Origin of the sequence: Priestia sp. JV24, from assembly GCF_025910025.1 — a bacterium.
GTDB classification, from domain to species: Bacteria; Bacillota; Bacilli; order Bacillales; family Bacillaceae_H; genus Priestia; species Priestia megaterium.
Window position 1 is genome coordinate 462,954 of the sequence record NZ_JAPCIN010000020.1, and the last position, 19,339, is coordinate 482,292.

Genomic DNA, 19,339 nt, shown 5'->3' on the forward strand with positions numbered 1-19,339 from the left:
GTTTAGTTTGAAGGCTTGTTAACAATTCGCTCGTACATTTCCGGCAGGTGCTTAATTTTATAATCAATCGTCTCAAGCTTATGATGGATTTCTTCGATTTCTTTTTGCACTGCTTTTTTATGATCCACCAGCATTTGCAGACTTTTATCAAGCACGGCATTTTCAAGCGTACAGTTTTCAATAAGCGTCCGAATGTCCTTGATTTGCATACCTGTGCTTTTTAAACAGCAGATTAAATCAATCCATTCAATATCTTGTTCTTTAAAAATACGATTCCCTGACGCTGTACGATCTAAAAATGGAAAAAGCCCTTCTTTATCATAATAGCGAATGGTATAAATTGTCACGTTCAATTTTTTTGCCACTTGTGAAATGGTATACGTCATACTGCTTCCTCCTACACCTTAAACTTTTCAGAAAAACATGATGAGTTTGTCTTGACCTCTAGTTATCTCGAGGATTTATTCTTTTATAGTCTTCTTCATTACGCTCTTTATGCTGCAGTTTTTTTGTACAAGCAGCAACATATATTTAAACCCGAAAGGATGAATACGATGAATACTGCTCACATGATGCTTACCATTGTAATTGGCGGTTTTATTGCCTTTTTGTTAGGTCTTGGCGTTACAAAAATAATTGAGCTGCTGCTAAATTATTTTCTAGCTTAACCAGTAGTTACTTATCGTAAAACGCAGGTAACTCCGTTCCATATCCGAACGGAGTTACCTGCTTTATTTTAAGAACTGCAGCTCTTAAGGCACCATGTTGCCAGCGGCTTTATAAATATCGTACCACTCTTCGCGCGTTAACTTGATTTCTGAACCTTTACTTGCATCTTTCATACGCTGAATATTTGTAGTACCAAGCACCACTTGAATATTTGCAGGATGAGTTGTGATCCACGCAACGGCGATCGCTGTATTCGTCACGCTATACTTACTTGCGATGCGATCAATCACTTCGTTTAGCTTTCCAAATTTCTCTTTGTCGCCTAGGAAAGGTCCTTCGAAAAATCCGTTTTGGAATGGCGACCACGCTTGAAGCGTTATATCATTTAAACGGCAATATTCAAGCACGCTGCTGTCGCGGTTCACAGCTTGGTCGATGCCCATATTTAAAGAAATACCAGAGTCTATAATTGGCGTATGTGCAATGCTGAACTGCACTTGGTTTACGACAAGCTTTTGGTTGATATATTTTTCAAGCAGCTGAATTTGCGCTGGGTTGTGGTTCGACACACCGAAGTGACGTACCTTTCCGCTGCTTTGAAGTTCATTAAACGCTTCTGCTACTTCTTCAGGATCCATTAGCGGATCTGGGCGATGAAGTAATAAAAGATCTAAGTAATCTGTTTTTAAACGCTCTAAGCTGCCGTTAACAGAGTCTATGATATGCTTCTTTGAAAAGTCATAGTAATTTTTCGCTGCGTTAATGCCGCATTTACTTTGAATCACCATTTTCTCACGAAGACTTGAATTCATTTGTATAGCGTTTGCAAAATACTCTTCGCATTGTCCCACATAATCAGGACCGTAAATATCAGCATGGTCAAAAAAGTTAATTTCTTCTTCCATCGCTGTGCGGATTAGCTTCTCTGCTTCTTGTAAAGAAAGCTCTGTTAAACGCATATTTCCCATAATCAAATTTGATACGTGTAAGTCAGTATTAGCAATTGTATGATACTTCATATAAAGCCCCTCCTTGAAATGATACTACTACAAGATAAACCATAGAGTTAACTCTAGGTCAAGCAGAAAGAATAAAAGATTTTATAAGCAGCGACGGTAAAACACCCTATCTTTTTTGGTAAAAAGATGAAATACTAGGTTGTGGTGTGATAAAAGTCACTGCCGCTCTGCATTTCATTTAGTAGTATATGTTACGTTCTTTTCTTCCTTTTTATCGAAGCTTATTTCATAGTAATACATCAATTTATCAGGCAAAGGAGCTTATCAAACACTATGCAGAAAACGAAAGCAAAACGATTTGAAATACAGTATTCCGTTCTAAAAGATGAAGCCAAAATCAAAGGAACTTTTGTGATAGAATCTGCTAAAAACCGAGATGACGCATCAAGACTTGCTAAATTAAATGTTTCTACAAAAGAAAGAGTGTTTATTCAATATGTAAAGATTTTAAAAGTCAAACGAGTTTCTACAGATTCGGCGGCAAAGTGACATTGGTTTGCTTCTTCTTTTAGCAAGCCCCTATTTATGCTGAAAGTGTCGTCTTAGATGATGCTTGTTTCGTTCGTGTGAGTAATAGAACTAATCCAATAATACAAGCTGTGCCTATCCATTGATAAAAACCAAAAGGTTCTTTCAGCCAAACAACGGTTGTAATAACCGCGGCTAAAGGCTCTAAACTTCCAAGCAAACTCGTTTCTTTAGGTAAAAGACTTTGCAGGCTTTCTACATAAAACCAAAAAGCAAGCATCGTGCCAAAAATAATGACAAATAAAATATATCCGCAGGTTATTGGTGATAAGCTTGACGCTTCCCATGGAGGATGAATAAAGCTCATTACGCTTCCCCCAATTACCATTGACCAGCCAACGATGACAAGCGAACTGTACTTTTTGATCAGCGGCACGGCATACAGCGTATAAAATGCTGCTGCTACACCTGACAGCACTCCCCAAACAACGGCAGATACAGGAACAGACAGCTGAGAAATAGAGCCGTTTGTTAATAAAAAAAAGCAGCCCCCCAGTGCCAGCAAAACAGTGATGACGTCTTGTCGCGTAAATATAGACTGCTTGCGCAAAAGCAAATAAATGATAATCATCACCGGTGATAAATACTGCAGCAGCGTAGCTACTGCTGCATTTCCATGCTTAATAGAAGCCATATACGTATACTGAACGGCGAGCATACCAACTATGGAAAAAACGACGAGCTGAAAAGCTGATTTTCTGTTCTTCCATACTCCAAGTACGTGAGAACGATTACTTTTTATACATGAAATCATTAGCAGCAAAAAACCCGCAATGAGCAGCCGGACTGAAACAAGCCAGTCTACACTGATTTCAAATTCTTGAAAAAGCTTTTGAGCAACTGTCCCTCCCATCCCCCAACATATAGCTCCAGTTGTGGCAAAGAAGAACCCTTTTTTTCGGCTGAGATTGTTCATCTTTTATCCCTCACTTTTATTATAAGAATAGTGTTATAATAAGTGAAAAACGGGGCAGAAAATACGCATATTACATTAAAAAATATAAATATATTGAGGTGACCATGTATGCCAGCAGCCCATTTTAAAATTGATGAAAACTTAAAAGAGCTAACGACCCATCGCACCGTTGAGCTGCCAGTAGCATGTTATCAAACGACGATCAGTGATCACATAAACGGCTACATCCCTCTTCATTGGCATGATGAGCTTCAATTTGTATTAGTTATAAAAGGAGATGCGTCTTTTCAAATAAATGAAAAAACAGTGACTGTAAAACAAGGCTACGGACTGTTTATTAACAGCGGATGTCTTCATATGACTGAAGATATAAACAAATCCGGCTGCGTGTACATTTGTTTAAATGTTTCTCCTCATTTTCTTGTGCCGCAAGAGCTTTTTACAAATTACGTTTATCCCTACATTCATGCAACGAATCTATCACATTTATTCATCAGTCCAAAGCAATCCTGGGGAAATAACGTGTTAGAGTCTATACATAAGATACACACATGGATTCATAAGCAGCCGCACCACTATGAAATAGAGATTGCCTCTGAACTCAACATATTGTGGAAAAATTTAATTCTTAACGGGTTGCAGCTGAAATACAATGAAAAAGAAATGATCAAAAATCAGCGGATGAAGCAAATGCTCAATTGGATTCATTTGCACTTTGCTGAAAAGATTACACTTGATGATATTGCCAAAGCCGGACAATTGAGCCGTTCTGAATGCTGTCGATATTTTAAGAAAATGTTAAAAAAATCGCCTTTGACCTATGTATTAAACTATCGAATTCAGCAAAGCCTAGTTATGCTGCAGCAAGCAGAAGCAAATGTGACGGACGTCGCTTATCAAGTAGGGTTTAATAGTACAAGCTATTTTATTAATCAGTTTCGAAAAGAAATGAAGATGACTCCGCTCATGTATCGAAAAAAGAAGCTGCACATTTCATCACATCCCTAAAAAACGGCGGGGCAATCACCCCGCCGTTTTTTATGAACTCTTTTTACTCGTTGATTTTGCATCAGAAATCTTTCCTAAGAAAAACCCGTCTACTTCTGCTATTTTCCCTCTCCAAAAGATCTTTCCTTTAGAAGGAGTAGATTTACTGTCTCCACAGTAAATCTTTGTATTTTTCAAATGAATAAAATGGGCTTCTGCTTCTCCGTTTGATTCGCTCGCTTCGCTTGCTAAAGAGAATTGTTCGCTTAGCGCCTGAGCCACTTCGCTGCCTTCTTCAAACGTTTCGCTTAAGTAATCAAAGTATTCTTTTGCTGAAATCATGGTACCGGAAATCACAGCGCCGTTTACATTTAATGAAATATCAAGTGAAAAGCCATGTTTATTAGAAGCTTTCACAAAGTATTCAAGCGTATTGTCTTTAGTTGAAAAAGAAGGGCCTGTACTCATGTCTTTCTTTCCTCCTTTACGCCTTAGGCTGTTGTGTCGTCTTCACTAGAAAGAGATGTTGCGTCATCATCTTCTTCATCCGTGTTTTTCTTTGCTTTTGTATTTTTTGATTTTTTAGCTGTTGACTTTTTTGGCTTCGCTTCCTTTTTTTCTTCTTCGTTTTCCTCTTCGTCGTCTTCTTCTGTTTTTACTTTTTTATTTTTTTTGTTTGAGCGAGAATCTTCCTCTTCTTCCTCGCTGTCTTCGTCACTTTCACTTTCACTTTCACTTTCTTCTTCCTCTTCTTGCTCAGCTTCTTTTTTATCCTTTTTACGAGGCTTAGATGTTTCTTCTTCGTTTTCATCGTCCTGCTCGTTTTCATCGTTCTCTTCTTCGTCGGAATCTGTATCTTCCGTTTCTTCCGTTTCTTCGTCTTGATTTTTATTGAGGCTAAGCTCAACAAGCATGTTCATTTTTTCTTCAAGCTGTGATAAGCGATCTTGAAGAGTTTGATTTTCTTCTTTTAACTCGTCGTACTCTTGAACGTTATCGTCTTCTGTTTCGCTACTAGAAGAATTTACGTTTTCTTCATCATCTTTTGATTTATCTTTATCTTTATCTTTATCTTTTTTAAACAAGCTTCCCGCAGATGTTTTCAGGCTGGCCACACTGCTTTTTGATTTTTCTTTTACTTTTGTTCCTAAATCAGATGCTTTGCTTTTTAATTCGTCTGTATCAATGCGGTCAAGGAGACTTTTTCGATTTTCAGGAGTCGATACATATCCAATCGTTGCACCGATGATGCCTCCTGCTACCGCTCGTTTGATTGGCCCGCTGCTTGTTGTTTTGCTTGCTTTTGAACCGTTCTTTTCTGTTGAACCGTTTTCCGTATTTTTATTTTCCTTGTTTTCTGCCTGTGTGTTCTCTAATTTTGTTTCAGTTGCCATTGTAAATCCCTCCATTTTTTAAGTAGCGTACAGTTTTTAACGTTTCGTTTCTATTTTTTCTTCAAGCGTTTTTAACCGCTCATGCAGCATTTTATTTTCTTCTTCGAGCGCCTTGTTATTGGCTCCTTTTGAACTGAGATAGGGATCATTTTCCCACCAGTCCATGCCGATTTCTTTTGCTTTATCAACCGAAGCCACAATCAAGCGGATCTTTATCGTTAATAGCTCGACATCTGCAATTCCTACGGTGATGTCCCCCGCTATGACGACTCCTTTATCCAAAATCTTTTCGAGCACATCTACAATCGTACTTGACTGCATATTATGTTCGACTGCCATACTGTTCCTCCTAATGACCGCTTAAAGCAGGCTGCCTAGCGGTCCAAGATCAATATTTAAATCTTCTGCGTCCAGACCGAACACCTCTTTCAACTCGTCCATTTTTTCTTCTAAGTTCATTAGTGCAATTCCTAAGTTTTCAATTTGTTCGTCCGTCAACGTTCCACCCTCCACCCGCCTCATGGCATGACGTTCAACGATTTGCCTCAATAGCTCAATAACTGTCATCACAAGCTGCGCTAAGCCTTGTTCAGCTTGATCAGGATCCAAGTGGATTCGTCCATTTGCTTGGCTGACCGGTTGCATCCATTAATTCCTCCTTTTGTTTATCAAATTGTTCAGAAGTGATTGGTTTGCGATTTCCTTCTTTTGCTTGCACCAGCGTTTCAACCGAAGAAATAAGCACCCGCAAATCCAAATACACTAAATCGATGCCGGCTATGGAAATGATTAAGTCTCCTTTAATGGCGACTCCTTTATCTAAAATGACATCTAAAATATCAATAAGAGCAATATCTTTATTCTCCATGGATTCTTTAAGAGACATAATGTTAATTCCTCACTTTACGCAAAGCTCGAGAAATGATAGGGCGGCCATGGTCCCGTCACTTCAAATTTCCAGCCTTTATTTTCAAGCTTTTGCTGAAGCTCTTCTATTTCGGTTACAAACTTAGTGATCTGCAAAGACGGGAGAAGAAACACGCTGTTCCACGCCATCTGTCCAGCTGCGCCCGTTACGTCCTTGCTCCAATTCTTTTTAACAGAGTCATAAAGCGATAATTCTTTAAGCTTGTCATGTATCTCTTCACACACTTTATTTTTGTGAAGTTCTAATTCTCTTTCAATCAGCTGATCTATTTTTTTCTTTTCAAAAAACTGTCTTCCTGGTGATAAGTGACTAATTTCTTCTTTTTTCGCTTTCACGCTTTCATTCGTTTCGCTGATTCCTTTTTTAAGCTCCGTATCATCACAGTAAATCTTCACGTTCCACTCTTCATTTCCTTGAAGCAGCGTCAGTGAATTCTCTATCTTTTCTTTGTTAATCTCAATAGCTGCCTGCAGACTTTCTTCACCTTTATAAATGGTACAAAATTTTAATGGGATGATCGTAAATTCTTCGTACAAAGCGGCTACCGTCTCGTGATGATGGAATGCTTTTTCCTGCAGCCAGCTCATATCCTGCTCCATTTTTTCTTGAATCACTTTTTCTGAATAGGTGTCAGCATCCAGTTTAGAAACTACAGCCGTCACCTGATCAAATGCAATTGGGTACAGTGAATGTTCTCTGTCAAACCCTTTATAAGATGGAAACGGCTCTATGGCTGCTGCTTCTTTTGTTGGAATTAAACCGTATAAATACAGTAATTCTCCCATCTAGGATTCCTCATTTCTTTTTTTTGTTAGCTCTTCCCATTGTTCAATTTCTCTGCGCTTCGCAATTTCGTACCTCATTAACAGTTCATCCTCTTTTTCTTGAAACGCTTCTTCCGGAATTTCACCAAGCTCAAACATCATTTGAAGCTGAATGAGTTTTTGCTGAATCGTCGGAAGGTCATATAACTGTTTATCAGCTTCTTCCTGTACTTTCTCGCCGATTTTCACTACAAGGTTAATAGGTGCGGTTACTAATTTGTGAAGCACGTTATTTCTCTTCTACTTTTAGGCGAATGTTCACAAAATTATAAGCAGGCCAAGGACCGCTGTAATGAAAATCGGCTTTGTCTTTCCAGTTTTCATGCGCTTCATTCACTTTTTCATCAAACTTCGCTTCATCTTCTCGGTTAATTAAGAAAGACGCGTTTAAAAGCATCGTTTCGCCCGTTGGCTCATTTGCTTTTGCTGCTTCCGCTGCTTCTTCAAGCGGCGAAAACACATCTGTCTTGACTTCTTTTTGCAGGGAAGTAAACATCTTTTGAGCCATTCCTCCAAGCTGAATACGCTCATAATAACCGGCTGCTTCTGATTTTCCTTTTACGGAGGCTGATACTTTTTCAAGTTCAGGATTTTCGTTTACTTTTTTCTCAAGCCATTCTTTTTTCCCAATTACTTTTAAACCGACTTCAATTTTTCCTTTGATCGCTGGAAACAGCTTTTCAAACTGCGGATAAAGGTTTTCCAAAAGAACTTTTACGTCTTCTTTTGATTTGAATACATTCCCAAAGCTGATTGGAATAACCGTATCGTTCTTGTCCATAATTGCTGCTACTGCGTTTTGATGCATTAATAAATTTTGGCGATTGGGATGATAAATTTTCATCGGTACTTCAGCTGCTACCATAGCTGCGTCTTTGTAGCGTATCAAAAATGTTTCAGCTTTTGTTCCTTCTACTTCCACGGCGCCAAATTCTTCGTCTTTATCCGTTTGAATGGCGCTAAAAATATAAATACCTGTTTCGTTTGTTTCACTCATGTTTTCAAGCTCCTTTACTTTTCTTCACTGTCTATATTCTTACATTCTTCTAAAATGATTTTTTCGGCTTTGCTTTTTGCATTTTCTTCATCCAAACATTTGGTAAGCGGATGATGCAAAATATCCATACATAACGTTTGAAAATCTTCGTCATTTCCATCGATAGCAATGTCTTGCTGCGTGGCGAGAGTAGCGATCATAAGCGAAGCCCGAAGGCTAAGTCCGCTGCTGTTTTCGTCTCCAGAGCGGTTTCGCACGTTTGTGACGAGCGTTACAATTGTGCGCGCTTCGTCTTCTTCTACGTCCGTTTTCTCCGTTAAAATCGCTGTCTCTCTGTCGATGTCTTTATAATCAATAAACATGGTAATTAACCTATCAAGAAGCGCATCTTGCGTATCGTATACGCCGGCATACTCAGCTGGATTGCTTGTGAAGATGACGCGAAAATCAGGGTGCACGCGCACAAAAGGATCGGTCATTTTCACTCCATACAGCGGAAGCACGCCTTCTTCTAATATTGATAGAAAGATATTATTCGTTGCAGGCTTAGACCGAGTAAATTCGTCGTAAATCAGCGTATAGCCATTTTTTACAGCTTCAAGCAATCGGCCATCCTGCCAGTTTTCACTCACTTGTTCATCTTTCTTATAGACAGAACGAACATACTGATCGATTACTTTTTTGCTCGTGTATCCCGTAAAATCGCCAATTAAATCTTTATTGTTGAGCTCGTGATTCCCGTGCATCAGCATTACAGGACGCTTTCTCTTTTTAGCAAGCGCTCGCGCTAAAGAGGTTTTGCCTCCGCCGGCAGGACCTGTAAAATGAATGGAATAGCCGGACTTCAAATAGCTCAGCGCTCTTGAAAGAACCTCTTTTGTCTCGTCATCTTGTATAAAAGCTCCACTGCCTTTTTTCCTTTTGTCTGTTAAGACGGTCATTTTTACGTTCCTCCTGCCATCTTATCGTTTATGCTTCAATGCCAATGGCGCTTCTATATCTGACGTCGAGTCGTTTGAATGAAATGACTTCTTTTTCTTTATTTAAAAAGCACTCGTACGTTCCGAGCATTTCATCTTTGGCGTATTTTTTCATATATTCTCGTTCTTCAATGACTTCAACAATAACTCTCCAGCCTTCATCTTCAGTAGCTTCCACCGAGGTAATTTTATGAGGAGGAGCTACGTGTTCACCGAAAAAGTCGTTCACGGCTTGCATAATTTTTTTAATTTCCATTTTTAGTAGCCTCCAATAGTTAGATCTAAAAGCTGGAACCGCCCTCAAAAAAGGAAGGTTCCATATCACTTCATATTAAATACTAAAACGCGGCTGTCCTTCACTTGAATTTGAACGTTCAGGAAGACCGTTTTCTTCTACGTCGTCACGAAGAAGCCCTACTGCTTCTGCGTAGCGTAACCATGTATCAACACTGGCAATAACCACTCGTGCTTCAATCGTTAAAATCTCAATTCCTACAACAGAAACTCTTGCAAAAGCATCAATAACAATTCCTTTATCTAAAATACGGTCAATGACTTCTGCTAAACTTGAACTATTAGTACTTTTTTGAATAGACATATCTCATTTCTCCTTTCGCTTATGAGCCCATTGTTTTTAAGTCTGTAGATGATTTAATATCATTGGAACTTTTAATCTTAGTAGAGCTTTTAATATCCGTTGCTTTTTTAATCTGATTTGCGCCTTTTATTTTCCGCTTATTTTTTGACTTCTCTTTATCGTCTGAAGAAGAAACTTTTTCTTGAAAGTTTTCTCCAGCTTCTTTCACATCGCTAAGCTTATCTTTTACTGATAGTAAGACGTCTTGGAGCTTTTCTTTTGCGTCTTCCCCTTTTCCGTGTACCTTTTGGGCATTTTTTTCTTTTATTTCCTGCAGTTTTTCTGATGCTTCATTTGCTTTTTCCTGCAGTTTCCCTTCAGTTTTTTCGACAAATTTTTCTTTCGCTTTTTCTTTAACCTTTTCTTCTACCTTTTCCTTAACAGGTTCAGGTGTATGATCGATGATCTTTTTTCCTGCTTTTAAGGCTGCTTTCTCCACATCTTTTTTATCCATAAAATTCCCCTTAAGGACGGATATCTTACTTCTTCGCGTCCATGAGTTTGTTTAGCATCTCTTCAATGCGCTGCAGCTGGTCGTTCATATTTTTATTTTCTTCTTTTAGCTCTTCGTACTGAGACGTTTCCATTTCTGCGCTTTGGCTGACTTCTTCCTGCGCATTTCCCTGTTCATTTGATGCATCTTCTTTTTTCTTTTTAGGTGCCAGCAGCTTGCTTAAATTGTCTTTTTCAAGATAGCCTGTAGCCGTCTGTCTTAATGCTCCCATCGCTTGCTGCGTTAGAATATCCTGTGCGTTTCTTCTTAACTCTTGTCCTGTCGCACGTACAATTTCTGATTGTCCTAAGCGGCTGAGTACTTTTTTACTCGTTTGAGGACTTGAAAGAAGTCCAATTCCCGCTCCTACTACGCCTCCTAAAATAGCAAGATTTAAAGAGTTTTGCGTTTTTTCTTCCTGCTGCTGATTTTGTTGTTTTTCATTTTGATCAGTTGTTGTCATGTTCCATCCTCTTTTCTCTTATTATTATTTATTTAATGAATCTTCTAATGATTAAAAGACTTAAAAGCTAAGCCCTGCTCCTCGCTCCTCTGTTCGGCCAGGCAGCCCTTCTTCCTCTACTTTGTCGGTTAATAACCCGACGGCTTCTGCATAGCGAAGCCACGTATCAACACTTGCAATAACGACTCGTGCTTCAATCGTTAAAATTTCAATTCCTACGAGTGATACTCGGGCAAAAGCATCGATGACAATCCCTTTGTCGAGAATTCGATCAATCACTTCTGCTAAACTAGAACTATCTGTACTTTTTTGAATACTCATTTTAGCAGCTCCTTTCGAAATTTAGCTAAATGAATGATGCTACTAATCAACCTTCTTAACTTTTTAAGTAAACATACTTTTGAAATATACTTTTTAGCTCTCTTTCAAACATGAATAATTTGCTAAAAAGTAATTCCTGAAAATAAATTAGAAAATTATTCTACTATGTATAATAATTAACAGTTAATTATTGGATGAAATTTGCGCTTAAATCCTTCTGTTAAAGCATTCATCAAGATTTCAATCCCAAAATAAAACAATAAATACATTATTGTTACAATAATATTACGTTATAATTTAAGGGATATTATTATTCGATACACCATGACATATCTTGATATTTTTAACTATTATGGAATATTATTGTTAGATTAGTGTATTTAAATCAGTGCATAAAAAAATCTGCCGCACTGCGACAGATTTCTCCTCCATATCATACGTTCTATAAAATCATTCCGGTTAAAGGAGCTTTCGGATTTCCATCATGATCTGAGTCTTCTTTGTCTACTAAAACAAGCAAGCTGCCTTCTTTGACTGAATCATTATATTGTTCGGCCTGCTGTTTTGGAATTCCCATACTTACTAAAATACCAGACAGACCTCCTACGCTCGCACCAGCTGCCGCACCTGTTAATGTAGCTACAATCGGACCAGCCGCCACAAATGGACCTATTCCTGGTATGGCAAGAGCCCCGGCACCTGCTAATATTCCGGTCAAGCTCCCTAGCGTACCTCCGGTAAGTGCTCCAGTTGCTGCCCCTTCTGCTTTTGTATTCGTTTCTTTCTGAACTTTTTTGGTCTTTTTATGTTTGCCGATGATAGATATTTCTTCTGATGCGTATCCTTCTTTTTTCAAACTCTCTACAGCTTGAATTGCTTCTTGTTCCGTTTCGTATACCCCCACAACATTCTTTGCTTTTGCTTCCATACTATCTCCTCCTCATTAATGTTGTGTGTACCCGGGAGTATGGCTTTGAAACGTTTTAGAGGATAAGAGGTCTTCTCTATTCTTAAATAAATAGCCCTACATCACTTTTTATTTAGTGACGTTTTTATTTAAAAATGAATGAACTCGCTCTTTTTTTAACCATATTCCTCCACAAGCAATGAAGCATGCAACCGTACTAAAAGCCAACGCGTAGCTCCGGAACCCATCCACAAGGAGCCCAAACCAAATCGGTGCGAGCACGATGGCAAATTGATTGAGCGTTAACGCAATGCTTACTGTTAAACCAATAAAACGATCATCGGCTTTTTCTGCTATTAGCACGATAAACAAACTAAACCAGCCAATTGCAAAAAAACCGAGGCTAAAACAAACTGCAGTTAGTAGCCAAAAAGGCAAAGTAAATCCAATATAAGAAATAGCTATTATTAGTCCTGCAGCCATCCAAACCGTCACTTGCAAAGGAGTTCTTCGATTTCCGTTATACACATAATCACTTACCCAAGCTAAAACAATTCTCCCCACCATTCCGCCTAACAGTGTGATGCTCAGCATGATGCCAGCTGAAGCAAAATCCATCTTTATGGCTTTCGTTAAATAGCTCATAAAGTGCGCAACGATAATCATTTGAAGAGAAATCATTGAAACACCTACAAAAAACAGCGGATAGAGCGTTTTATCTTGAGAAATGCGCTTGATTTTTTGACGAAGTGTAAATGTTTCCTTTTTTTCTGACGATGATGATTGCTCTCGGTAGAATACAAAAAAAAGAAGGCCTCCTCCGATAGCTGCCGCTGCCTGTACAAGAACAGCCCCATGCCATCCGTATTGATAAAACAGCAGCGGTAATGCTGCTGAAGCGACAGCGCCTCCAATCGGTATTCCCGTTTGCCGAATCCCCATGGCAAGGCCTCTATGATGAGAAGGAAACCACTTCACCACTGCTTTGCTTCCTCCTGGCTGTGCTGTTCCATACCACACGCCTGCTGCGAGAAGTACGCCTGTTAGATACAAATAATGATCAGCGCTATAGGCAAAAAGCATGCTTATCCCCAGCAAAATAGATCCTCCTCCTACAAGCCACCTTTCTCCATATTGATCCATCCAGTTCCCAAAAAGCAGCATGGAAAAAATCGGGCCAATTTGAACAGATGATACGAGCAGTCCTGTTTGAAACTGCGATAAATCATATAGTCTTTGCCAAAACGCTGCCAACGGTCCTACCCCGTACGTGACAAATGTTGCACATGCCTGAGAAAGAGTGGCAATAAATAAAATCATCCACTTATAAGAAGCTTTTTGTCTGCTCATTTTCTCTCCTCCACCTCTACTTTCAGTGTAGAGAAGGAATGGTATCATGTAAAATAAGTAATAAAGATAAAAGTCATCAATAAAAATGATAGCTGAAGGAGGAGATTTTATGGATATAAAAGATTTGCTTGTTTTTACAACGGTAGCAGAAGAAAAAAATATTTCAAAGGCAGCCAAAATCTTAAGCTACGTGCAGTCGAATGTGACGATGCGAATTCAACAGCTAGAAGCTGAACTCGGCACACAGCTATTTGAACGAAGCGGTAAAGGCGTAACGTTAACTTCTAGCGGAGAGCTGTTGCATCGTTATGCTGAACAAATTCTGCGTTTAACCAATGAAGCCACGGCAACTGTGCAAAGCAGTGCGCACACACCGATAGGGCCTTTAAAAATAGGTGCAACTGAATCTACTGCAGCTCTTCGGCTACCGCCTTTGCTTTCTACTTATTGCACTGCCTATCCGGATGTAGACTTCATTTTAGAAACACATACAACCGATGTCCTTATTCACCTGGTTTTAACCCGAAAACTTGAAGGCGCATTTGTTGCAGGCAGCTGTGAACATCCTGATCTAAACTCTTTGTTTACTCAAGATGAAGAGCTTGTACTTGTGAGCCGCCACCCTCTTCCTTCTCTTTACAGCCTAAACGATATGAATTTATTAGCATTCAGCAGCGGATGCGCATATCGACATACGTTAGAAATGCTGTTGACAAAAGAAGGCGTGTTTCCAAAACGAATATTAGAATTTGGTACGATTGAAGCGATTATTGGGTGTGTAAAAGCTGGTATGGGCGTAGCTGTAATGATGAAATCCATTGTATCTAATCACGACCATTCATTAACGTTAACTCCGCTGCCAGAACCGTATAGAAAGGTTCCCACTTTTTTTATTACGCGAAAAGATGCCTTTGTATCGGCGGCTTTACGTGAATTTTCTTCTCTTCTTACCAAACAGCTTTACATTACAAAACCCTAAGAAAATAGGCGTTCTTAGGGTTTTGACTTAAGCCGCTGCCGGATTCTTTTTCACAAACTTCATGAACAATAAGCGAACTAGAGGTCCCATAATGAGAAGCTGAAGCGGGTAGGCTACGATAAAGTTTTTCATCACGATCCATGCATAGCTTGAAAGAAGCGACTCTCCGCCTAAACCTTTCGTAAGCGACATTGTAATTAATCCGTATACAGACATGGAAAGCACCATTCCGATCACCATACATGATGACAAAATCAACACGACTTTTAACTGTTTAGACTTATCAAGCGGCAGTGAAAATGCTACTTTTTTTGCTACGGGACCAACGAAAAAAGTTTCGACAGCTATTGCGACTACAAACGTGATAACCAAGTTCAAAATACCTTCTGCAAGAGTGATATGCCCGATGACGTCATTCATTAACATGTTATACACCGTCATCACAAGCACCATCCCTCCGCACATCATCATTCCAAAATACATACTCTCTTTTTTAGTTGTTGGCACATTCCTCATCCTTTTCATCTTTTTTACTTGGCTTAGTATAGCTTTTTATCTTCCTTCTTCGTAAGTGAACATTTTGTGAACACTTGTAAGCGGCTGCTCCTCTTTTTGTGGAGGGATGAGTATGACAAACCACTCTAGTCTGTATCTTTGAAACGTAAACAAAAACCCCCGCTTTATGGACTAAAGCAGGGGTTCATTTTATAGAGATTCCGTGTGCGACCCGGGCGGGATCGGCGTTTGGGTGCGGAATACTTTCTCCCATTTCGAGACGACGATACAGGCGATCGCGTGGCCTGGAACGTTGACTCCTGTTCTGGCCATATCCATGATGCGGTCTACTCCTGCAATAATTGCCACTCCTTCAGCCGGCAGACCTACTGCGTTGGCTGTTGCTAAAAGAACAACAAGTGAACCTGACGGGACAGCCGCAATTCCTTTACTTGTCATCACGAGTATAAGCATCATAAATAATTGCTGAGTTAATGGCATATCGATGTTAAAAGCCTGTGCTAAAAAGACGCATGAAACGGATAAATACAGTGTGGAGCCATCGCAGTTTAATGACAGGCCCGACGGAATAACGAACGACACAACTCGTTTAGGGCATCCGTACTTTTCCATCCGCTCCATCAGCTGTGGCAGCACCGTTTCCGTACTTGTTGTTGAAAACGCAATAAGAAACAAGTCCCAAATCATTTTGAATACTTCAAAGTAGTTGAATTTGAACAAAAACCCAACAAGTGGAAATAAAACAAATAAAATAATAAAAAGACCTAAAAAGACGGTTCCAATTAGCTTTAGCATTGGAAGCAGAAGTGCAATGCCGTATTGACCTACAGATGCAGCCATTAGCGCTAGTACACCAAGAGGCGCTGTGACCATAACAATTTGCGTTAATTTAAACATAATTTTAGCCGTAGATTCAAAAAACTTCATTGCAGGTTCGGATGCTTTACCGACTCCTGAAGCGGCAACACCGAATAAAATAGCAAAGAAAATCACGGCCAGCAAATCATTTTTTGCCATCACATCTACGATATTCGTTGGAATGATGTTTAAAATCATTTGTTTAAAGTCTACGACTTTGTCGGTGTACTGAGACAATTCACCGATATCTTTTTTAACAAGATGAGAAAGATCGAGGCCTACTCCGGGCTTTAGCAAATTCACTAACAACAGACCGATTCCTAATACGATGGTAGTAATGATTTCAAACCAAATAATCGTCTTTAACCCTAGACTCCCCATTTGTTTCATACTGCCGCTTCCCGCAGCACCTATGACGATGGTTGAAAAGACAATCGGCACCACAATCATTTTAATGAGCCGGATAAACCCGTCCCCTACCGGTCTTAAAGCCATCCCAAAGTCCGGAAAAAAGTGCCCGATAACAGCTCCGATTACTAATGCAATTAAAATTTGAAACGCTAAAAACTTTTTCACATTTCTACCTCCCTTTCGCCTTCATGAAACGGACATCCATTCCATTAATATCCAAATAATCAGACACTTTAAGTAAGTTCGGGACATTTAGCTAGATTCCTTCTGAAATAGACAAATTGGTCTATATATTTCGCTTTATCAGTTAAAACACATAGAAAAAAGCCAGAGTGAAGTTGTTCTTCATCTTAGCTTTTTTAATTCTTATGCTTTTTTAACAAACTGAGATTTTAAGCTCATCGCTCCAAATCCGTCAATTTTGCAGTCGATGTTATGATCGCCTTCTACTAAACGAATGCTTTTTACTTTCGTTCCCATTTTTACAACCGATGAGCTTCCTTTTACTTTTAAGTCTTTGATGACAGTAACTGAATCTCCGTCTTTTAAAAGGTTCCCGTTTGCATCTTTTACAGTCAGCTGTTCTTCCGTGCTTTCTGTTTTTTCATCTTGTCCCCATTCATGCCCACACTCCGGGCAGACGAACAGGTTTCCATCTTCATATGTATACTGTGATTGACAGCTTGGGCAATTAGGTACATTCATTTTCTTTTCCTCCAGCAGCAGCTCGTAACCAATGGTACGATCACGAGATTACATTTTTTATCTGTTTTATACTGTCACAATTTCATGAGATTAACAAGCTTTTCTATTTCCTTGCTGCTGATGTTTTCTTTTCCAAATAAGTGAGCCGATAAACAGAACAAAACCCGCTCCAAAGACAAGAAGCTGATCTAAATAAAAGTCACCTGTTTTTACATACCGTATAATAAATAATCCTCCAAACATGAGCATCAGCATACATGAAAACCGAATGAGGTATGAATTGATTTCCATCTTTCATTCCTCCTTTTTGTAAGACTTTTTTGTTATGAAAAAAACGCGAACCATATGCCGAATGTAACCGCATATAACGGTAAAATGACGGCTAGTTTTTGCTTCCACCCTTTAAAAAAAGAAGAATTACGAGGCGCAAACCAAAGCTCTAACGTGCCGTATAATAAAAGTGCTCCCGCTGCTAGTATCGCAATCACAGTCTCTCCTAAGTCCATACACACTCCTCACTTTCATTCTACGCACCTGAAGCTAAGCGCAGCGTATATAGTAAGTCTCATCATTATAAAAAAGCTTATAATCGTGATGCATACGAACTTTGAATACTTTTTCATACATACATTTATTACCATTATATCATAATAAAAGCATTTTTGAGACTTTTTATATATGTAAATTATTGTATAATAAAAAGTAGACACAGAGAAAAAAGGGGAGAATTTTTTGAAGAGAACTCAGCTTATTTTTGTTATTACACTGCTTATTGAAACTGGATTAACCTATGCGTGCTCATCATTTTTGTCTATCCGCTTTATTGAGCTTATGTTTTTTAGCGGACTTTTGTTTTCAGTTTTGACTTTTTGGTTTTCAAGCAGCGGAAGCAACAGCGCTCATTCTCACTATAAAACTCATTCCATGAGGTTAATGTCTGGGGCCAATATTGAACACAACCCGTTTCGTCTGCGCTGGACGGCTTATTTTTTTGCTTCTTTAAGCTTTACGGGAGTGGGCCTGTTTTTTTTCGTTCTGCTGCTGACGGACGTTATTCCTCCAGTAAGCTAAAAAACCTGCTCTTCACAAAGAGCAGGAACTTACGAGAACAGCTTGAGAAGCAGGCATTTTCGCTTTACTTTATTCGCAACAGCTTGAGTCACATGATCTTTTAAAGGCCGAGTCAATATTCGTTTCAGCGGATGTTTTAGCATCCGTTTGCTCACGGGAACTTTAAAGATAACGCTGAGAACCACTGTTGCTAAAACCGAGAGCAGTAAGACCGCAAAAGGCTTTTTTTGAAACCATCTCGAGAAGATAAGCATCATTACGTAAATAAGTGCCGACCACCCCAAATGCCAGCCGTGCCTAAATGTAATTCCCTTACACCTAAGCCCAATCCATTCTACAAACGAAGCTGTACACACCCATTTTGTAATATATTTCACCTGCTTAGCGAGTGTAGACGGATAAGTAGCTAAGAACGACAAAATCATGAGGGGCGTAATGAACATAAGGTGTAAAACACGCAGTACTTTTAATGAAAGATGAGAAGATTTAAAATCCCAAAGCAATTTATTATTACATAAAAAGTAGTAGAGAATATTAAAAAAGCTCACGTATAAAACCCCAGCATACAGCTCGCGTATTTTGTTCCACGTTTTCTTATGGATATTTTGAAAAATCAGCCATAGAAGGATAGAAATATGCACCTTTGTTCACCTCTCTAACGTCGTTTTTAGAATCTCTGCTATTGTATTTTCGTTTCTTCCTGCTTCTTTTCAATTTTTCGAATCCATCCAATCAGCATTCGGTTAAGATACGATTTTAACGTTACGCTAGTAAAAGTGTGATACCACATCCAGCCTGTTTTCCACTCAATGAGCTTCGTTCGTTTTTCAGCCCATAATTCAATAAAAAACATTGGAATCGTAAAAAGCACAATTTTATATAAAACTTTTAACCCTTTATCGTAATACGTAGCTTGATTAATCATGACGGATATCATAGGATACAGCAAAAAGTCGAACAACACGTTAATTCTAAACTGTTTTTTCAATAAGCGACTTGGATATCGAAGAAGGCCGTGAGTTACAATAAATTTATCAATAATACCATTTGTTAAGGCGTTAAATACATAGGCCAGCAGCCAGTCTTTAATCGGTGGTTTTCTAAATAAAAAAGGGAGAATTCCCAGGGCGATAAGTAGCATTACACGTAAAAATTTCACTTCAAACTTTTTATTTCTCATCACCTTTTCGCTCCTTTCACCAAGTGTTGTTAGCCTACCCTCATGTCAATTGGCAGCTTGAGACGGCTGTTCTCACCACTCTCAATTATTGCTTATATTAATTTATAAAGATACGCAGCAGCGTCTAATGTAAATTCCCCGTACATAACCCCTAAGTTCACGTTATTCATACATACGTAAATATTTGTTTTAGTTTTAAGTTCTTT

At 38.9% G+C, this 19,339-nt stretch carries 30 protein-coding genes; 4 read left to right on the forward strand and 26 right to left on the reverse strand.

The features are described from left to right. Positions 1 to 2: 2 nt before the first annotated feature. A complete protein-coding gene (locus OK414_RS17575) occupies positions 3 to 386 on the reverse strand; it encodes a MerR family transcriptional regulator (RefSeq protein WP_013084008.1) in 384 nt (127 codons plus the stop codon). A 366-nt stretch (positions 387 to 752) separates the two neighbouring features. Beyond that, positions 753 to 1,688, reverse strand: coding sequence for an aldo/keto reductase (locus OK414_RS17580; protein WP_034650444.1), 936 nt, complete (start codon positions 1,686 to 1,688; stop codon positions 753 to 755). A 273-nt stretch (positions 1,689 to 1,961) separates the two neighbouring features. Between OK414_RS17580 and OK414_RS17585 the strand changes: the two genes are divergently transcribed. Beyond that, a complete protein-coding gene (locus OK414_RS17585) occupies positions 1,962 to 2,177 on the forward strand; it encodes a hypothetical protein (protein ID WP_013057984.1) in 216 nt (71 codons plus the stop codon). Positions 2,178 to 2,211: 34 nt separating this feature from the next. Here OK414_RS17585 and OK414_RS17590 read toward each other — a convergent pair whose 3' ends face one another. Next, the gene (locus OK414_RS17590; protein ID WP_016764904.1) at positions 2,212 to 3,132 is read right to left on the reverse strand and encodes a DMT family transporter; all 921 of its coding nucleotides are present in this window, start codon (positions 3,130 to 3,132) and stop codon (positions 2,212 to 2,214) included. 108 nt (positions 3,133 to 3,240) lie between these two features. Here OK414_RS17590 and OK414_RS17595 point away from each other — a divergent pair, with 108 nt between their 5' ends. After that, a complete protein-coding gene (locus OK414_RS17595; RefSeq protein WP_263045275.1) occupies positions 3,241 to 4,140 on the forward strand; it encodes an AraC family transcriptional regulator in 900 nt (299 codons plus the stop codon). Between the two features lie 30 nt (positions 4,141 to 4,170). Here OK414_RS17595 and gvpU read toward each other — a convergent pair whose 3' ends face one another. From gvpU to OK414_RS17675, 16 genes are all read right to left on the reverse strand, one after another. Next, entirely contained in the window at positions 4,171 to 4,587 is a 417-nt protein-coding gene (gene gvpU, locus OK414_RS17600; RefSeq protein ID WP_013057987.1) for a gas vesicle accessory protein GvpU, read from the reverse strand. A gap of 23 nt (positions 4,588 to 4,610) precedes the next feature. Next, positions 4,611 to 5,513 (reverse strand): YtxH domain-containing protein, encoded by a 903-nt coding sequence (gene gvpT, locus OK414_RS17605; protein ID WP_263045276.1) that lies wholly within the window; start codon positions 5,511 to 5,513, stop codon positions 4,611 to 4,613. A 36-nt stretch (positions 5,514 to 5,549) separates the two neighbouring features. Continuing rightward, positions 5,550 to 5,852, reverse strand: coding sequence for a gas vesicle protein (gene gvpJ, locus OK414_RS17610; RefSeq protein ID WP_013057989.1), 303 nt, complete (start codon positions 5,850 to 5,852; stop codon positions 5,550 to 5,552). A 21-nt stretch (positions 5,853 to 5,873) separates the two neighbouring features. Then, entirely contained in the window at positions 5,874 to 6,158 is a 285-nt protein-coding gene (locus OK414_RS17615; RefSeq protein WP_013057990.1) for a gas vesicle protein K, read from the reverse strand. Beyond that, positions 6,112 to 6,399 (reverse strand): gas vesicle protein, encoded by a 288-nt coding sequence (locus OK414_RS17620; protein ID WP_016764907.1) that lies wholly within the window; start codon positions 6,397 to 6,399, stop codon positions 6,112 to 6,114. The genes OK414_RS17615 and OK414_RS17620 overlap by 47 nt, the downstream gene beginning before the upstream one ends. A gap of 17 nt (positions 6,400 to 6,416) precedes the next feature. Continuing rightward, a complete protein-coding gene (locus OK414_RS17625; protein ID WP_263045277.1) occupies positions 6,417 to 7,226 on the reverse strand; it encodes a GvpL/GvpF family gas vesicle protein in 810 nt (269 codons plus the stop codon). Further along, positions 7,227 to 7,493: a gas vesicle protein GvpG gene (locus tag OK414_RS17630; RefSeq protein WP_013084016.1), complete on the reverse strand. Its 267-nt coding sequence runs from the start codon at positions 7,491 to 7,493 to the stop codon at positions 7,227 to 7,229. It lies immediately after the preceding gene. Between the two features lies 1 nt (position 7,494). Continuing rightward, on the reverse strand, positions 7,495 to 8,262 hold the full coding sequence (locus OK414_RS17635) for a GvpL/GvpF family gas vesicle protein (protein WP_013057994.1): 768 nt from the start codon (positions 8,260 to 8,262) through the stop codon (positions 7,495 to 7,497). Between the two features lie 14 nt (positions 8,263 to 8,276). Then, positions 8,277 to 9,203: a gas vesicle protein GvpN gene (gene gvpN / locus OK414_RS17640; RefSeq protein ID WP_016764910.1), complete on the reverse strand. Its 927-nt coding sequence runs from the start codon at positions 9,201 to 9,203 to the stop codon at positions 8,277 to 8,279. Positions 9,204 to 9,231: 28 nt separating this feature from the next. After that, positions 9,232 to 9,498 (reverse strand): gas vesicle protein GvpO, encoded by a 267-nt coding sequence (gvpO, locus tag OK414_RS17645; protein WP_013057996.1) that lies wholly within the window; start codon positions 9,496 to 9,498, stop codon positions 9,232 to 9,234. A 75-nt stretch (positions 9,499 to 9,573) separates the two neighbouring features. Continuing rightward, the gene (gvpJ, locus tag OK414_RS17650) at positions 9,574 to 9,840 is read right to left on the reverse strand and encodes a gas vesicle structural protein GvpA (protein WP_013057997.1); all 267 of its coding nucleotides are present in this window, start codon (positions 9,838 to 9,840) and stop codon (positions 9,574 to 9,576) included. 19 nt (positions 9,841 to 9,859) lie between these two features. Further along, positions 9,860 to 10,333, reverse strand: coding sequence for a gas vesicle protein GvpQ (gvpQ, locus tag OK414_RS17655; RefSeq protein WP_171776945.1), 474 nt, complete (start codon positions 10,331 to 10,333; stop codon positions 9,860 to 9,862). Between the two features lie 25 nt (positions 10,334 to 10,358). Next, positions 10,359 to 10,835: a GvpT/GvpP family gas vesicle accessory protein gene (gene gvpT, locus OK414_RS17660; RefSeq protein WP_013084020.1), complete on the reverse strand. Its 477-nt coding sequence runs from the start codon at positions 10,833 to 10,835 to the stop codon at positions 10,359 to 10,361. A 60-nt stretch (positions 10,836 to 10,895) separates the two neighbouring features. Then, positions 10,896 to 11,156 (reverse strand): gas vesicle structural protein GvpA, encoded by a 261-nt coding sequence (gene gvpA, locus OK414_RS17665; protein ID WP_013058000.1) that lies wholly within the window; start codon positions 11,154 to 11,156, stop codon positions 10,896 to 10,898. 442 nt (positions 11,157 to 11,598) lie between these two features. Continuing rightward, complete coding sequence (locus OK414_RS17670; protein ID WP_034650422.1) at positions 11,599 to 12,084, reverse strand: general stress protein; 486 nt, start codon at positions 12,082 to 12,084, stop codon at positions 11,599 to 11,601. 108 nt (positions 12,085 to 12,192) lie between these two features. After that, positions 12,193 to 13,413 (reverse strand): MFS transporter, encoded by a 1,221-nt coding sequence (locus tag OK414_RS17675; RefSeq protein WP_263045278.1) that lies wholly within the window; start codon positions 13,411 to 13,413, stop codon positions 12,193 to 12,195. Between the two features lie 109 nt (positions 13,414 to 13,522). On the opposite strand from OK414_RS17675, the gene OK414_RS17680 reads away from it, so the two are divergent. Next, a complete protein-coding gene (locus OK414_RS17680) occupies positions 13,523 to 14,392 on the forward strand; it encodes a LysR family transcriptional regulator (RefSeq protein WP_263045279.1) in 870 nt (289 codons plus the stop codon). 27 nt (positions 14,393 to 14,419) lie between these two features. Here the strand turns inward: OK414_RS17680 and OK414_RS17685 are convergent, their stop codons facing one another. From OK414_RS17685 to OK414_RS17705, 5 genes are all read right to left on the reverse strand, one after another. After that, positions 14,420 to 14,899 (reverse strand): DUF2798 domain-containing protein, encoded by a 480-nt coding sequence (locus OK414_RS17685; protein ID WP_263045280.1) that lies wholly within the window; start codon positions 14,897 to 14,899, stop codon positions 14,420 to 14,422. Positions 14,900 to 15,097: 198 nt separating this feature from the next. Next, positions 15,098 to 16,342, reverse strand: a complete 1,245-nt coding sequence (gene gltP, locus OK414_RS17690) for a glutamate-aspartate/proton symporter GltP (protein WP_016764917.1) — start codon at positions 16,340 to 16,342, stop codon at positions 15,098 to 15,100. 201 nt (positions 16,343 to 16,543) lie between these two features. After that, on the reverse strand, positions 16,544 to 16,882 hold the full coding sequence (locus OK414_RS17695) for a zinc ribbon domain-containing protein YjdM (RefSeq protein WP_263045281.1): 339 nt from the start codon (positions 16,880 to 16,882) through the stop codon (positions 16,544 to 16,546). A gap of 90 nt (positions 16,883 to 16,972) precedes the next feature. Continuing rightward, on the reverse strand, positions 16,973 to 17,173 hold the full coding sequence (locus tag OK414_RS17700) for a hypothetical protein (protein WP_014459191.1): 201 nt from the start codon (positions 17,171 to 17,173) through the stop codon (positions 16,973 to 16,975). Positions 17,174 to 17,205: 32 nt separating this feature from the next. Further along, positions 17,206 to 17,388: a hypothetical protein gene (locus OK414_RS17705; RefSeq protein ID WP_013084028.1), complete on the reverse strand. Its 183-nt coding sequence runs from the start codon at positions 17,386 to 17,388 to the stop codon at positions 17,206 to 17,208. A gap of 226 nt (positions 17,389 to 17,614) precedes the next feature. Here OK414_RS17705 and OK414_RS17710 point away from each other — a divergent pair, with 226 nt between their 5' ends. Beyond that, a complete protein-coding gene (locus OK414_RS17710) occupies positions 17,615 to 17,953 on the forward strand; it encodes a hypothetical protein (RefSeq protein WP_263045282.1) in 339 nt (112 codons plus the stop codon). Positions 17,954 to 17,982: 29 nt separating this feature from the next. Here the strand turns inward: OK414_RS17710 and OK414_RS17715 are convergent, their stop codons facing one another. Both OK414_RS17715 and OK414_RS17720 read right to left on the reverse strand, forming a co-directional pair. Continuing rightward, positions 17,983 to 18,594 (reverse strand): CBO0543 family protein, encoded by a 612-nt coding sequence (locus OK414_RS17715; protein ID WP_016764920.1) that lies wholly within the window; start codon positions 18,592 to 18,594, stop codon positions 17,983 to 17,985. Positions 18,595 to 18,632: 38 nt separating this feature from the next. Continuing rightward, the gene (locus OK414_RS17720; RefSeq protein ID WP_263045367.1) at positions 18,633 to 19,133 is read right to left on the reverse strand and encodes a CBO0543 family protein; all 501 of its coding nucleotides are present in this window, start codon (positions 19,131 to 19,133) and stop codon (positions 18,633 to 18,635) included. Between the last annotated feature and the right edge of the window lie 206 nt (positions 19,134 to 19,339).